This window comes from Paenibacillus endophyticus, from assembly GCF_014192395.1.
Taxonomy (GTDB): domain Bacteria; phylum Bacillota; class Bacilli; order Paenibacillales; family Paenibacillaceae; genus Pristimantibacillus; species Pristimantibacillus endophyticus.
This window is the reverse complement of sequence record NZ_JACHXW010000016.1, coordinates 133,029-146,721: the sequence shown is the minus strand read 5'-3', so window position 1 is coordinate 146,721 and position 13,693 is coordinate 133,029. Positions and strand designations below refer to the sequence as shown.

At 48.1% G+C, this 13,693-nt stretch carries 17 protein-coding genes; all 17 read left to right on the top strand.

The window, feature by feature from the left end; translation table 11 throughout:
• Positions 1-7: 7 nt before the first annotated feature.
• The 17 genes from spoIIIAC (at position 8) to dxs (ending at position 13,690) form a co-directional block, all read left to right on the top strand.
• Positions 8-211 carry a stage III sporulation protein AC gene (gene spoIIIAC, locus FHS16_RS22515; protein ID WP_183568097.1) on the top strand — a complete coding sequence of 68 codons (204 nt, stop codon included), beginning with the start codon at positions 8-10 and terminating at the stop codon, positions 209-211.
• Between the two features lie 40 nt (positions 212-251).
• Positions 252-647: a stage III sporulation protein AD gene (gene spoIIIAD, locus FHS16_RS22510; RefSeq protein ID WP_183568094.1), complete on the top strand. Its 396-nt coding sequence runs from the start codon at positions 252-254 to the stop codon at positions 645-647.
• Positions 648-652: 5 nt separating this feature from the next.
• Positions 653-1,894, top strand: coding sequence for a stage III sporulation protein AE (spoIIIAE, locus tag FHS16_RS22505; RefSeq protein WP_183568091.1), 1,242 nt, complete (start codon positions 653-655; stop codon positions 1,892-1,894).
• 17 nt (positions 1,895-1,911) lie between these two features.
• Positions 1,912-2,658 carry a stage III sporulation protein AF gene (gene spoIIIAF, locus FHS16_RS22500; protein ID WP_183568088.1) on the top strand — a complete coding sequence of 249 codons (747 nt, stop codon included), beginning with the start codon at positions 1,912-1,914 and terminating at the stop codon, positions 2,656-2,658.
• A 30-nt stretch (positions 2,659-2,688) separates the two neighbouring features.
• A complete protein-coding gene (gene spoIIIAG / locus FHS16_RS22495; protein ID WP_183568085.1) occupies positions 2,689-3,321 on the top strand; it encodes a stage III sporulation protein AG in 633 nt (210 codons plus the stop codon).
• Positions 3,322-3,351: 30 nt separating this feature from the next.
• Positions 3,352-3,969, top strand: a complete 618-nt coding sequence (locus FHS16_RS22490; protein WP_183568082.1) for a SpoIIIAH-like family protein — start codon at positions 3,352-3,354, stop codon at positions 3,967-3,969.
• 241 nt (positions 3,970-4,210) lie between these two features.
• The gene (gene accB / locus FHS16_RS22485; protein ID WP_183568079.1) at positions 4,211-4,702 is read left to right on the top strand and encodes an acetyl-CoA carboxylase biotin carboxyl carrier protein; all 492 of its coding nucleotides are present in this window, start codon (positions 4,211-4,213) and stop codon (positions 4,700-4,702) included.
• A gap of 52 nt (positions 4,703-4,754) precedes the next feature.
• Entirely contained in the window at positions 4,755-6,110 is a 1,356-nt protein-coding gene (gene accC, locus FHS16_RS22480) for an acetyl-CoA carboxylase biotin carboxylase subunit (protein ID WP_183568077.1), read from the top strand.
• A 135-nt stretch (positions 6,111-6,245) separates the two neighbouring features.
• Positions 6,246-6,653 carry an Asp23/Gls24 family envelope stress response protein gene (locus tag FHS16_RS22475; protein WP_183568074.1) on the top strand — a complete coding sequence of 136 codons (408 nt, stop codon included), beginning with the start codon at positions 6,246-6,248 and terminating at the stop codon, positions 6,651-6,653.
• Between the two features lie 102 nt (positions 6,654-6,755).
• The gene (gene amaP / locus FHS16_RS22470; protein WP_183568071.1) at positions 6,756-7,313 is read left to right on the top strand and encodes an alkaline shock response membrane anchor protein AmaP; all 558 of its coding nucleotides are present in this window, start codon (positions 6,756-6,758) and stop codon (positions 7,311-7,313) included.
• Between the two features lie 14 nt (positions 7,314-7,327).
• Positions 7,328-7,558, top strand: coding sequence for a DUF2273 domain-containing protein (locus FHS16_RS22465; protein WP_183568068.1), 231 nt, complete (start codon positions 7,328-7,330; stop codon positions 7,556-7,558).
• Between the two features lie 230 nt (positions 7,559-7,788).
• Entirely contained in the window at positions 7,789-8,232 is a 444-nt protein-coding gene (nusB, locus tag FHS16_RS22460) for a transcription antitermination factor NusB (RefSeq protein ID WP_183568065.1), read from the top strand.
• A 47-nt stretch (positions 8,233-8,279) separates the two neighbouring features.
• Positions 8,280-9,140 carry a bifunctional methylenetetrahydrofolate dehydrogenase/methenyltetrahydrofolate cyclohydrolase FolD gene (gene folD, locus FHS16_RS22455; RefSeq protein WP_183568062.1) on the top strand — a complete coding sequence of 287 codons (861 nt, stop codon included), beginning with the start codon at positions 8,280-8,282 and terminating at the stop codon, positions 9,138-9,140.
• Between the two features lie 8 nt (positions 9,141-9,148).
• Positions 9,149-10,525 carry an exodeoxyribonuclease VII large subunit gene (gene xseA, locus FHS16_RS22450; RefSeq protein WP_183568059.1) on the top strand — a complete coding sequence of 459 codons (1,377 nt, stop codon included), beginning with the start codon at positions 9,149-9,151 and terminating at the stop codon, positions 10,523-10,525.
• Complete coding sequence (gene xseB, locus FHS16_RS22445; protein ID WP_183568056.1) at positions 10,503-10,757, top strand: exodeoxyribonuclease VII small subunit; 255 nt, start codon at positions 10,503-10,505, stop codon at positions 10,755-10,757. The genes xseA and xseB overlap by 23 nt, the downstream gene beginning before the upstream one ends.
• 2 nt (positions 10,758-10,759) lie before the next feature.
• On the top strand, positions 10,760-11,674 hold the full coding sequence (locus tag FHS16_RS22440; protein WP_183568053.1) for a polyprenyl synthetase family protein: 915 nt from the start codon (positions 10,760-10,762) through the stop codon (positions 11,672-11,674).
• Positions 11,675-11,791: 117 nt separating this feature from the next.
• Positions 11,792-13,690 (top strand): 1-deoxy-D-xylulose-5-phosphate synthase, encoded by a 1,899-nt coding sequence (dxs, locus tag FHS16_RS22435; protein ID WP_183568050.1) that lies wholly within the window; start codon positions 11,792-11,794, stop codon positions 13,688-13,690.
• The last annotated feature ends 3 nt before the right edge of the window (positions 13,691-13,693 follow it).

Genomic DNA, 13,693 nt, shown 5'->3' with positions numbered 1-13,693 from the left:
CGCATAGATGGACATGGATGTGAGCGCCATTTTCCAAATTGCTGGAATCGGAATCATTATTGCCATGATTCATTCAGTTCTGAAGCAAATGGGTAAGGAAGACATGGCGCATTGGGTTACCGTTATTGGTTTTGTCGTCGTGCTGTTTATGGTCGTTCGGCTACTTAATGAATTGTTCCAGGAAATCAAGTCGATATTTCTGTTCCAGTAGACGTCTTGTTGGGAGACGTTCATGCAAGCAGGTGAGTAAAGTGGAAATGATTCAAATCGTCGGTCTCGGTCTAATGGCCACGGTGCTTATTCTTGTCGTGCGAGAGCAAAAGCCAATGTTTGCGTTTCTGCTCGCAGCGTTCACGGGATTGTTCATTTTCCTGTATTTGATCGGCAAAATCGAAATCGTCATTACCGTGCTCGAGGATCTGGCTAATCGTTCCGGCATTCCTTCCATTTACTTGAAGACGATATTGAAAATTATCGGTATCGCCTATATTGCGGAATTCGGCGCACAGATCGTAAGGGACGCAGGACAAGAAAGCATTGCATCCAAAATCGAATTTGCAGGCAAGGTGTTCATTCTCGTCATGGCAGTTCCTATTATAAGCGTTATCGTTGAGACCGTAATCGGACTGCTGCCGGATGGGAGTTGATGCCGATGAATAACCTTTCTCCTGCGCGGGAAAGAGCCAAGCTGTTGTTATTCATTTTGATTGCAGCGTTTCTTTATTCTTTTGTGCCTTCTATCGGCTATGCAATGAATGGCGAGCAAAATGCGCCTGCTCAGAGCGCTGAGGCAGACGAGCTCTCGAAAGAGCTGACGAGCGAACAGCTGGGCGGACTGGATACAGAGGCCGTTGAATCATACTGGAACAAGCTCTCAAGCGAGTATGGCGGTTATTTTCCCGACCAGCATATTCCAAGCTTCATGGAAATGATTCTGCCGGGCGGCGATGGACTGAAGCTGACGGACATGCTCCAGGGACTTATGAAATATTTGTGGCATGAGGTGCTGTACAACGGGAAGCTTCTGGTGACGATCGTGATGCTGACGGTATTCAGCATGGTGTTGGAGACGCTGCAAAATGCCTTCGAACGCAATGCTGTCAGCAAAGTCGCTTATTCCATTACGTATATGGTGTTGATCATTATCGCAGTTAACAGCTTCCATGTTGCGATGGGGTATGCCAAAGGGGCAATCGAAAGCATGATTCAATTCATGCTGGCGATGGTGCCGCTCCTGCTGACGCTGCTGGCTTCCATGGGCAACGTTGTGACGGTATCCGTCCTTCATCCTCTTATTATTTTTATGATTCATGCGGTCGGAACGCTTATCTATACGCTGGTGTTTCCACTGCTCTTTTTCTCGGCGGTACTCCATATTACAAGCGCGCTTTCCGAGAAATTCAAGGTAACGCAGCTGGCCAATCTATTAAGAAACATCGGGGTCGGCATTTTGGGTGTGCTGCTTACCGCATTTCTTGGCGTCATTTCTGTACAAGGCGTAACGGGTGCGGTTACCGATGGCGTCACGCTCAGAACGGCCAAATTCGTTACCGGCAACTTCGTTCCAGTAGTGGGGCGAATGTTCTCGGATGCGGCTGATACGGTCATATCGGCATCCATGCTTGCCAAAAATGCGATCGGGTTGGCTGGCGTAATCATACTGCTATTCATCAGCGCGTTCCCTGCAATCAAAATATTGACGCTGGCGCTTATTTACAATATCGCTGCTGCGGTTATGCAGCCGCTGGGAGACTCGCCAATCGTGACCTGCCTGGAAACGATCGGCAAGACCATGATTTATGTATTCGCAGCTCTCGCTGCTGTCAGTCTCATGTTTTTTCTTGCCGTTACGATTATTTTGACTGCAGGCAATGCATCGTTGATGGTTAGGTAAGGAAGGGGACGGGTAACTTGGTTGCTTGGTTAAGCGATTGGCTGAGGGATATTATCGCAGTCATCCTGCTCGCGGTATTCGTAGAACTGCTGCTTCCAAACAAAGCGATGCAGCGTTATGCCAGACTGGTTGTCGGCTTATTCATCCTTCTAACCATCCTCTCTCCGATTCTGAAGCTTATTCAAAGCGATATAGGGGCAAAGCTGGATGAAGGCATGGAGAACTGGAGTCGATTGGCTGCTGCGGACAGTGCCCAGATGACTGGGCTTAGCCAAATCAAGCAAGATGCGGAAGCCATGAGCGCAAAGCGCAATCTGGAAGCCGCAAAATTGACGGAAAGAACGCTGGAAGCCTCCATTCGCAATGAATTGATCGAACGTTCGGATGCGGCTGTAGCCGACGTGGATGCGGTATTAAAGTGGGTGAACGCATCTGGTCAGCAAACGCCTTATCTCAGCCAAGTAACGGTCACGCTCAAAGCGACAGAAAATAGCAGCGGCAACGTTAAGGAAGGTGCAACCGTGGAAAAGGTACAGCCAGTCATTGTCGACGTGGAGGTGGAGCCTATGGAGCCTGTGAGCCCATACTCAAGCGAGCCGAAAGTGAAGGATGGTCAAAGTCAGGCAGCTCAGGTGGAAGGCAACTGGTCTAGAGCAGATCCCGCGGTAACTGCCGAGCTCAGCAGTCTGATTGCAAAAGGATGGGGTCTTAATCAGGAGCAGATCGTGGTCAGACAGCCGGCCGAAGGCCCGCTGCAGAAATAATGTCGCAGATAGGAGAGGAGGTAAGGCGCGGTGGCCAAATGGCTGGAAGGCATAGAATCAGCGGTTGGCGGCGGTCCAAGCGGCCCGAAGCGAATTCGAACGCTTCGAATTTTGCTAATCGTTGGAGGGATTGGCGCAGCGCTGATGATCGTGAATTCATTTCTGACCTATAAGGAAGTAGATCCCTCTGCACAGGATCCGAATCCCCCGCCGCAAACGGAGACGGTTTGGAATAATGCGGATTCGTCAGCCGGATCGATGTTTACCGCTATCGAGCATCCGCTCGAAATTAGGCTAAAGGAAATATTGGAGAAAATTGTCGGAGTAGGAACCGTTGACGTGCTGGTAACGGTTGATTCTACGGAAGAGATCGAAATCGTTCGCGATACGCAGGAGTCACAGCAAGTAACGGACGAGAATGATCCAAACGGCGGCAAAAGGCATATCACCTCTATTTCGAAAGACGGTCAGGTTGTCTTGTACGAGGTTTCCGGCGATCAAAAGCCTATCGTGACCAAAACGATTAACCCGCGCATACGCGGTATTCTCATAGTGGCAAAGGGCGCCGAAAACGCTACGGTAAGGCGGCTTATCGTCAATGCGGTCGAGAAAGGCGTGAGCGTTCCGGTTAATCGAATATCAGTCGTGCCAAGCAAGCAATAAAAAATTCGAATCATTGGGGAGGGTGTTCTCATGAACACAAAAAGACAAACGGTATGGCTCGTATCAATGCTCAGCTTAATGGTGGTATTATCTGCGTATTACTTATTCACTCAGGATGTCGACAAGCCGGATGTGCTGACGGATGGCTCGCAAACGGAGCAAGCAGCGAACAATGCTACGGAAGCGGCGGCAAATAGTGACGGCTTGGTAGTGAATGAAGTGGAACAGCCAGTCGATGAGAGCATTCTAAGCGAGGCTGACAAAGAAACGTTAAGTGAAATCGATGCGCAAGGCCTCGCGGCAGGCGGATTGTTCAGCGAGCTGCTTGCAAAGCGCGAGCTTAAAAACACAGAATTGGAGAACCGTATTATGGCTGCCATAAGCGATTCACAGAAAAAGCCTGAGGAAGCGTCTGCTGCACTAGCCGAGCTTGAGATGCTGGAGGAAAAAACCTCAAAGCTAACGGGCATCGAATCAGAGCTGCTTAAGCAATATGAGACAGTGGTCATTGACGAGCAAAGCGACAAATTCAACGTTGTGGTCTCCAGCGAGAAGCTTGAGAAAAAACAAGCTGCCGACATTATTAAATTGGTGATGAGCACGATGGAAGTCGGTGCAGATCAAGTATCCGTCAGATATATTCCTTAAGCAATAGATTGCTGAAAAACGAAGAAAAGGCTTTGTCGTTCCAGCTTGCGGGCTGGTAACGCCAGAGCCTTTTTTTGTGCGAGAAAGAGGATATGAACAAAAAATGATTCGTGTTCAGGCTTGTTTATGATATAATGTTAAACGTTATGTGAAAGAATTGGTTATATTGGCATGGGATCGTTAACGGTTCCAGGCTATGAAAGCAATCTAGCTATCGCAAATTTAAGGAGTGAAAATATTCATGTTCAAATTGAGCGAGATCAAAGAGTTGATCAAATTGGTTGATCAAACTTCCGTTCATGAGCTGGAAATTGAAAACGAAGGGACTCGCCTGCTCATCCGCAAGCCAGGGAAAACGGAAGTGGTGAATGTGCAAGCGGCTCCAATTACGCATACATACGCGCCTGCGCCTTTACAACCCCAACAAGCGGCTCCTGCTGCACAGCCTCAAGCTGTACAGGAAGCTGCCCCTGTCCGCCCTTCAACAGAACATTTGCACCAAATTGTATCCCCAATGGTCGGAACATTCTACAGCTCTCCGACTCCGGAAGCAGCGGCTTTCGTTAAAGTCGGCGACAGAGTCAACGACAAAAGCGTCGTATGCATTCTTGAAGCCATGAAGCTGATGAATGAGCTTGAGGCTGAGGTTCGCGGAGAAATCGTTGAGGTTCTCGTCTCAAATGGCCAGCTAGTCGAGTATGGCCAGCCGCTGTTCCTCGTAAAGCCTGAATAACGAACAACGTAAACGACCGAACAGGAAAACTGTTGTTGAAAGGGGTTCCTACGTGAAATTTCACAAAATATTAATTGCCAACCGCGGCGAGATCGCGGTTCGTATTATTCGTGCTTGCCGCGAGCTAGGCATTAGCACGGTAGCTGTATATTCGGAAGCGGATCGTGATTCCTTGCATGTGAAGCTGGCTGATGAGGCATATTGCATCGGCCCGACCGCGTCTAAGGACAGCTACCTCAATATGACGAATATTATGAGCGTGGCGACGATTACAGAATGTGACGCCATTCACCCTGGTTATGGATTCTTGGCAGAAAATGCTAATTTCGCGGAAATCTGCGAGTCATGCAATATTACCTTTATCGGACCTTCCGCTGATGCGATTAATAGAATGGGCGACAAAGCTGTAGCGAAGCTGACCATGAAATCAGCAGATGTACCGATTATTCCTGGTTCTGACGGCTTGGTCGAGGATATGGATGAAGCCATTCGCGTTGCCCGCGAGATCGGGTATCCGGTTATTATCAAGGCGACAGCAGGCGGCGGAGGCAAAGGAATTCGAATTGCTGACGACGAGACTATGCTGATCGCACAAATTTCGACTGCTCAGCAAGAGGCTCAGAAGGCTTTCGGAAATGCTGGCGTATATCTGGAGAAGTACTTGACTGGCATGAAGCATGTCGAAATTCAAATCATGGCAGACAAGCATGGCAATGCCGTACATTTGTTCGAGCGTGATTGTTCCGTTCAACGAAGACGCCAGAAGCTCCTTGAAGAAGCGCCTTGCTCCGTATTAACGCCCGAGCTTCGTGAGCGCATGGGGCAAGCGGCTGTTCGTGCCGCTTTGGCCGTCAACTATTCTGGAGCAGGAACTTTGGAGTTCCTGCTTGGACCCGATGAAAAATTCTATTTCATGGAAATGAACACGCGTATCCAAGTTGAACATCCCGTAACAGAAATGATCACAAACGTGGATCTCATCAAAGAAATGGTTTCCGTAGCTGAAGGGAATGAGCTTTCTTTCGCGCAAAGTGACTTGAAGATCAATGGCTGGTCCATTGAGTGCCGAATTAATGCGGAGGATTCCGAGAAAAACTTTATGCCATCCGCTGGACTGATTCCGTTTTATCTGCCTCCGGGCGGTGCGGGCGTTCGTGTGGATAGCGCCGTTTATCCGGGCTACACCATCTCGCCGCATTACGATTCGATGATTGCGAAGCTGATCGTTTGGGGCGCTACGCGCGAAGAAGCGATTGCAAGAATGAAACGGGCTTTGTCCGAGTTTGCCATCGAAGGTATTCGGACGACGATTCCTTTCCATCTGAAGCTCTTGAATCATTCGAAATTCGTTAGCGGAGACTTCGACATTAAGTTCTTGGAAGAGCATGATATCAACGCTCCGGAATGAGCTTGCGACAAAAATGTGAACAAGTAGTATAGTTTGTCATATTTCTTGCCGAATGTTATAGTATATTAACAAGATGCGGTTCATTACTTGGCCTCGCGCCGGGTACGCGCAACTTTAAGGAGGTGTACAGCTATCATGAGTACTATCGCTGCGGAGTACGAGAAAACGGACATTGGCACGATTCAAATTGCACCTGAAGTCATCGAGGTTATCGCTGGTTTAGCAACAGTTGAAGTGGATGGCGTCGCAGGAATGAGCGGCGGATTTGCAGGAGGCATCGTTGAGCTTCTAGGCCGCAAAAACTTGTCCAAAGGTGTTAAGGTTGAAGTGGGTCAGCGTGAAGCTGCGGTAGATGTTTCGATTATCGTGGAGTATGGCAACCGCATACCAGAAATCGCTTCTGAAATTCAACGTAATGTCAAACGCTCAATCGAGATGATGACGGGTCTGCACGTTGTTGAAGTGAACGTACATATTCACGATGTGCATTTCAAGACACCTGATAAACCGGATGAAGAAGAAAGCCTACACAGAGTTAAATAAATAAAGCTGGATTTATTAAATCCCGTACAACCCCCTCGTGAATGGGCATGCCGCTCGGCGCAAGGGGGTTTTCATTCGGCTTGGCAGGAGGAGGCGCTACGCTTGATTAAGGTCGTGGACAAGCTGCTTTTGTTTTTGTACAGCATCGTAATAGGCTGTTTATCAGTCCTTTTGGTCTCTATCGGATTTAATTGGCTGTCTCGAGGATTAGTGCATGATTGGATAGATGAGCTTTATCGTCTCGATTCTCTGAAAATCACATTAATTGTTGCAGGCGTCATTTTGTTCATCCTAAGCTTGAGGTTTTTTATCGTATCGCTGCACCGTGGGTCGGCAACTGCTCCATCCATCGACCAAAGAACTGACTTTGGCGATATTCGCATTTCTCTTGAAACGATCGAAAATCTGGCACTTAAGGCAGCATCCCGTCAACGCGGCGTCAAAGATCTACGCGCGCGCATACGTGCAACCGATGCAGGGCTTGATATTGTCATTCGTGCCGTTGTTGATGGCGAAAGTTCCATACCCGTGCTGACAGAGGAAATTCAACGCTCAGTGAAAGAGCATGTAGAGGATATTGCTGGCATTCCTGTAACAAACGTTGCTGTATATGTCGCAAATATCATTCAGACAGGCACATTCAAGAGTCGCGTGGAATAGAGGTGAGTTTGCTGATGTGGAGGGAATTTCTGGCCATCTACGGGAAACGCGCAGCTGGTGCTGCCATAGGTTTGTTTTTCGGGTTGCTTTATTTGTTTGTCGGTTTTTGGGACATGCTTTTTGTAGGGCTTCTTGTCTCAATTGGTTATTGGATCGGCGTTCAGAAAGAAACAAGCAACGGAGCTATCTTTCCATGGCAGCGGCTATGGTATTCGTTGTTAGAAAGATTTAGGCCGTTTAGATGATCCTGTGGTCTCCTCCGTACTCCGGATTTCGGAAAGCCGCTTATTTCGGGGCAGGGAGGAGATCATAGGTTTTTTTTGAAATATAGGAATGGATATCGTTAGGCTATATATTCTCTATATTTCTCGGAATGAAACGAGCCGCGCCGCCAATGGATGGCGATAGCCGTTTCACCTTGCGATAGGACATTAAGAATAATAACATTTCGGCTTAAAGCTGCCGTGGAGGTAACATGAAACGTAGATTAGCACGAGAAATAGCAGTTTCAAGTTTATATCAAATGGAAATGAATGAGGTTTCGGCTTCTGATGCAGTCGATATGCTGATGGAAGAGCTTCGCCATGACAATGAAATCGAAGCAGATCCGGCTGAAGCAAGCAGCACGGATGAATTTTCGCGTGAGCTTGTATCAGGCGTAATGGAGCATAGACAAGCCATCGACGGCATGCTCCAGCAGTATTTGACAGGCTGGCAGATCGATCGCTTGTCAAGGGTCGACCGCCAAGTCCTGCGATTGGCTTGTTATGAAATGGTTTTCCGCGACGATGTACCGCCGAAGGCTACAATTAATGAAGCCATTGAGCTTGCGAAGCATTTTGGAACAGAAGAATCAGGGAAATTCGTAAATGGAGTTCTCGGTAAGCTGCTTCTGGAAATTGAAGAGCTGAAGTCTTAATTCAAAGGAAAAACAACTATTCATCGATGTTAAAGGAGACTGGAGCAATGAGCGCACAAATTATTGAAGGAAAGAAAATTTCTGATCTAATCCGTGAAGAAATGATTACGGAATCTGCAGCCTTGAAAGAAAAGGGAGTCATTCCAGGACTTGCAGTCGTACTTGTTGGCGAGGACCCAGCCTCTAAGGTGTATGTTGGTTCCAAGGAAAAAGCTTGCCAGCAGCTTGGTTTTTATTCCGAGGTACACCGTTTATCCGGAGATACGAGTGAAGAGGAATTGCTGGCTGTTATTGACCGATTAAACAATCAAGCATCTATTAATGGCATACTCGTCCAATTGCCGCTTCCTAAGCATATTAACGAGAAGGCTGTTATTGATGCTATTCGCGTTGAGAAGGACGTTGACGGGTTTCATCCCGAGAGTGTGGGCAACCTCGTTATCGGAGATGATAGCCTGCTGCCATGTACGCCGGCTGGCGTCATTGAGCTGATTAAACGCAGTGGCGTTGAAATCTCAGGGAAGCATGCTGTCGTTATCGGCCGAAGCAACATTGTAGGGAAGCCGGTAGCCATGCTGCTGCTCCGCGAGAACGCTACAGTGACAATTTGCCATTCTCGTACAGCAAATATGGAGGAAATCGCGAAGCAAGCGGATATTCTTGTCGTTGCCATTGGAAAAGCAAAAGCAATTGGCCGCAATTTTGTAAAACCTGGCGCAATTGTTATCGATGTTGGCATCAATAGACTGCCTGACGGAAAGCTTGCAGGAGATGTAGACTTCGAGGATTGTCTGGATACAGCAGGCTATATTACCCCGGTTCCTGGCGGCGTTGGTCCAATGACGATAACATTGCTTATGAAAAATACGATTACGGCAGCAAAAAGGGCAAACGGAATCAAGGAGTGATTGCAGATATGGCAGACCAGCCTCGGATCTATTCCATTAAAGAGCTCAATCGCTACATTAAGATGAAAATGGAATCGGATCTGCTGCTCGGCGATGTATGGCTGCGGGGCGAAATTTCTAATTTCACGCATCATTCAAGCGGGCATATGTATTTCACGCTAAAAGATAAAGACAGCCGAATCAAATCGATTATGTTCGCCTCACAGAACCAGCGGCTCCCGTTCATTCCCAAAGAAGGCACGAAAGTAATTGCTCGAGGGAATATTTCGGTTTATGAGCGAGATGGCAATTATCAATTTTACGTGAATGCGATGCAGCCAGACGGAATTGGGAGTTTGTACCTCGCGTTTGAGCAGCTTAAAAGCAAGCTAAGCGAAGAGGGGCTTTTTGCGCAATCCCGAAAACGGCCCATTCCACGGTTTCCACGCGCAATCGGAGTCATAACATCCCCGACTGGAGCTGCAGTCAGAGATATTATTATTACGCTGACACGCCGTTATCCATTAATTCCGATTTATATATACCCGGTTCTCGTTCAAGGTGCTCAAGCAGCGCCTGCCATTGTAAAAGCGATTGATGCAATGAATCGTTTTGGCGAAGCGGACGTATTAATTGTAGGCCGCGGCGGCGGTTCGCTAGAAGAGCTGTGGGCGTTCAATGAGGAAGCCGTTGCACGGAGTATTGCAGGATCAGTTATACCCGTTATAAGCGCTGTTGGCCATGAGACTGACTTTACAATTGCGGATTTTGCCGCGGATTTACGGGCAGCAACACCAACGGCAGCAGCGGAGCTTGCAGTGCCTAGCATGACAGAGCTGCAGCAGCAGCTATTGAGACAGCAGCAGAGGCTGGTACAAAGCATGCGTTACCGTGTCCAAGATGATAAGGAGAGGCTGCAGCGCTTACGGCGCTCTCCTTTTTTCTTGTATCCGCGTAAATATTTGCTCGATCAGGCAGAGCGATTGGATCGTTTGAAGGAGCAGCTGGAGCAGCGCACTAATCGTGTAGTCGAACGCGGGCACAAGCGCTTGGCTAGAATACAAACGACGATTGCGGCCCATCATCCCGGCGAACGTGCAGCGTTCGCTGCTAGTCGCCTTCAATCCGCTCAGAAACAGCTTGAGCAATCGATGAGCATTGCCGTCAAACAGAACAAACAGAGACTGTTAAGCAGCATGAAACAATTAGATGCGCTAAGCCCGTTAAAGGTGATGTCGAGAGGTTACGGCCTTGTGTACGACCAGCAAGAAGTGAAATTAATCAAATCGATCCGCGACGTTAAAATTGGCGATACCGTCAAGGTAAGGCTGGCGGATGGACAGCTGGATTGTCACGTAGACGCATGGAGAGGAGATGGGATGGATGGCAGCAGCGAATCAAAGTGAGCTTACGTTTGAGCAAGCGATGGAGCGTTTGGATTCTATTGTCTCTAAGCTTGAGAACGGAGATGTTCCGCTTGAAACAGCAATAGAGCTGTTTCAGGAAGGTATGAAGCTCTCTCAGCTTTGCGGCGGCAAGCTGGAGCAGGTCGAGAAGAAGATCGAACTGTTGATCGAGACAGACCAAGGGTTTCAGAAAAAACCGTTTACAGAAGTAAACGAGGACAAAGGGGAATAAGCTTGAACGAGAGGTTCGCAATAAAAGCGTATTTATCGCAATGCGCGGAGCTTATTGAAGCTTCGCTTAAACAATCGCTTCCTGCCGAATGGGATGTTCCAGCAAGGTTACGGGAAGCGATGCTTTATTCTTTGGAAGCAGGCGGCAAACGCATTAGACCTGCTCTCGTTCTCTCTGCAGCCGAAGCGGTATTAGGTCAAGACGATGCAAAAAATGCAGCGCTGCCTGTTGCGTGCGCGGTTGAATTCATTCATACGTATTCGCTGGTGCATGATGATTTGCCCGCTATGGACAATGACGACTACCGCAGAGGCAAACTTACAAACCATAAGGTATTCGGTGAAGCAATGGCAATTCTAGCAGGTGATGCCCTGCTAACACATGCCTTTCATCTAATCCCGCAAGCTGCCCGCCGAGGAGGCGTCAGTGCCGAAACAGCACTTGCGATCGTGGAGGATTTGGCTATGCTAGCTGGTGCTCCAGGCATGGTTGGCGGTCAGGTTGCGGATATGCAAGGTGAACAGGGGATTACTTCCATAAGTGAGCTGGAATATATTCATCTTCACAAAACGAGCGATTTAATTGCGTTTTCTGTTATGGCAGGGGGAAGGATCGGTGGCGCAACGGAAAAACAGCTTGAACTTCTAGCCCGTTACGGTCGCAATATCGGTTTGGCTTTCCAGATTCAGGATGATATCCTTGATTTGATCGGCGACGAAACGAAGCTCGGCAAGAAAACGAATAGTGATGTTGAGCAGAACAAGGTTACTTATCCATTCCTTATCGGAATAGAAGAAAGCAAAGCTCAGGTTGAACGGTTAACCCAAGAAGCGAAGTCAGCTGTACTCGAAGCGGGGTTTGCCGCACCGGAACGGCTGCTTGAAATTGCGGATTATCTCGTTGGACGCGATCATTGAGAATGACATGCTTTTTCCATTTCGGTTGGGAAATAAATCGCAGTATGCTATAATAGGTAAAATGTAGATGTTCATGGGACGGCTGGAATACGCGTCCGCGAAAGCGAGGAAAGTAACGTGCTGCTTGACCAGATTAACGGACCTCAAGATTTGAAAGCTTTGACAACCGCTCAACTAGAGCAACTGGCCGCTGAAATCCGTCAGTTCCTTATTGAGAAGCTTTCCGTTACGGGTGGTCATCTCGCTCCGAATTTGGGAGTTGTAGAGCTGACCCTAGCCATGCATTATTTATTCAATAGTCCAGAAGATAAATTTATTTACGATGTCGGCCATCAATCATACGTTCACAAAATATTAACCGGCCGAATGGAACGGTTTGATACTTTACGAAAATATAAAGGCCTATGCGGCTTTGTTAAACGTGCCGAAAGCGAGCATGACGTATGGGAAGCCGGTCACAGCAGTACGTCGCTATCTGCTGCGATGGGCATGGCGCTTGCCCGTGATCTGAAGGGCGAGACTAACCGTGTTGTAGCCGTTATTGGTGATGGCGCGCTTACTGGCGGTATGGCTTTGGAAGCACTCAATCATATCGGTCATGAGAAAAAAGATTTAATCGTTATTTTGAACGATAACGAAATGTCCATTGCGCCAAATGTAGGAGCATTGCATCATTATTTAGGAAAGATCCGGACGGACCGCCATTATCATAAAGCCAAGGACGAGCTGCAGCAGCTTTTGAACAAAGTACCGGCAATCGGCGGGAAATTGGCTAAGACTGCTGAAAGATTCAAAGACAGCTTGAAATATTTGCTCGTAAGCGGTATTTTGTTCGAGCAATTCGGATTTACGTATCTTGGTCCGGTAGACGGGCATGATATTGAACAATTGATCGATATTATGAAGCAAGCCGATTCCATGCCTGGGCCTGTACTTGTCCATGTATTGACGGTGAAAGGAAAAGGCTACTCGCCTGCTGAGGCAGACTCATTCAAATGGCATGGCATAACGCCATACAAGATTGAATCGGGTCAAGTTGTGAAGGCGGTCGGACCTCCTGTATATACAGATGTGTTCGGGCAAATGCTTATCGAACTTGCGGAGAAGGATGAACGAATCGTTGCCGTGACGCCCGCCATGCCTGGCGGATCTGGATTGCTTCCCTTTGCTGCAAGGTTCCCGAATCGGATGATCGATGTTGGGATTGCGGAACAGCATGCGGCTACGATGTCGGCTGCGCTTGCTATTGAAGGCATGAAGCCGGTTTTTGCCGTATATTCCACCTTTTTGCAGCGTGCGTATGATCAAGTTGTACATGATATTTGCCGGCAGAATCTTAATGTTATATTTGCAATCGATCGCGCGGGCTTTGTTGGTCCAGATGGAGAAACGCATCATGGCGTTTATGATATTTCATTTTTGCGGCATATACCTAACTTGGTTATTATGATGCCAAAGGATGAGAATGAACTGCGACAAATGCTTAAGACAGCCGTTGATTATGATGATGGGCCGATTGCAGTGCGGTACCCTCGGATTGCGGGTCTTGGCGTAGAGATGGATCCCAATCCACAGGCACTGCCTATCGGAAAATGGGAGACGGTCCGAGAAGGCGATTCAAGCGTCATAATGGCGATTGGGCCTATGCTACAGGTTGCTGAGGAAGCTGCTGAGCTTCTAAAGCGTGACGGCATAAACGTTCAAATTGTAAATGCGAGGTTTATTAAGCCGCTGGATGAGCAAATGCTTCTCCAATTCGCAGCAGAAGGCAAGCAAATGATCGTGCTGGAAGAAAATGCTGAGCTTGGCGGATTCGGAAGCTCGGTACTTGAATTTTATTCATTAAGAGGCATTTACGGCCTTGCTATTCGTATCATTGGCGTGCCTGATCTGTTTGTCGAGCACGGCACAATCAAAGAGCAAAGAGTAGAAATCGGACTAACGGCTGAACGCGTCGCTTCCGATTTGAAAAACATGCAGCCACGGCGAATGAAGCGAGTTACTGGCCAACAGTAACTT

Bases quoted from the DNA above. Each gene is read 5' to 3' on its own strand.
- spoIIIAC (WP_183568097.1), top strand. From the start codon at position 8: ATGGACATGGATGTGAGCGCCATTTTCCAAATTGCTGGAATCGGAATC.
- spoIIIAE (WP_183568091.1), top strand. From the start codon at position 653: ATGAATAACCTTTCTCCTGCGCGGGAAAGAGCCAAGCTGTTGTTATTC.
- FHS16_RS22490 (WP_183568082.1), top strand. From the start codon at position 3,352: ATGAACACAAAAAGACAAACGGTATGGCTCGTATCAATGCTCAGCTTA.
- accB (WP_183568079.1), top strand. From the start codon at position 4,211: ATGTTCAAATTGAGCGAGATCAAAGAGTTGATCAAATTGGTTGATCAA.
- FHS16_RS22475 (WP_183568074.1), top strand. From the start codon at position 6,246: ATGAGTACTATCGCTGCGGAGTACGAGAAAACGGACATTGGCACGATT.
- FHS16_RS22465 (WP_183568068.1), top strand. From the start codon at position 7,328: ATGTGGAGGGAATTTCTGGCCATCTACGGGAAACGCGCAGCTGGTGCT.
- nusB (WP_183568065.1), top strand. From the start codon at position 7,789: ATGAAACGTAGATTAGCACGAGAAATAGCAGTTTCAAGTTTATATCAA.
- folD (WP_183568062.1), top strand. From the start codon at position 8,280: ATGAGCGCACAAATTATTGAAGGAAAGAAAATTTCTGATCTAATCCGT.
- xseA (WP_183568059.1), top strand. From the start codon at position 9,149: ATGGCAGACCAGCCTCGGATCTATTCCATTAAAGAGCTCAATCGCTAC.
- xseB (WP_183568056.1), top strand. From the start codon at position 10,503: ATGGCAGCAGCGAATCAAAGTGAGCTTACGTTTGAGCAAGCGATGGAG.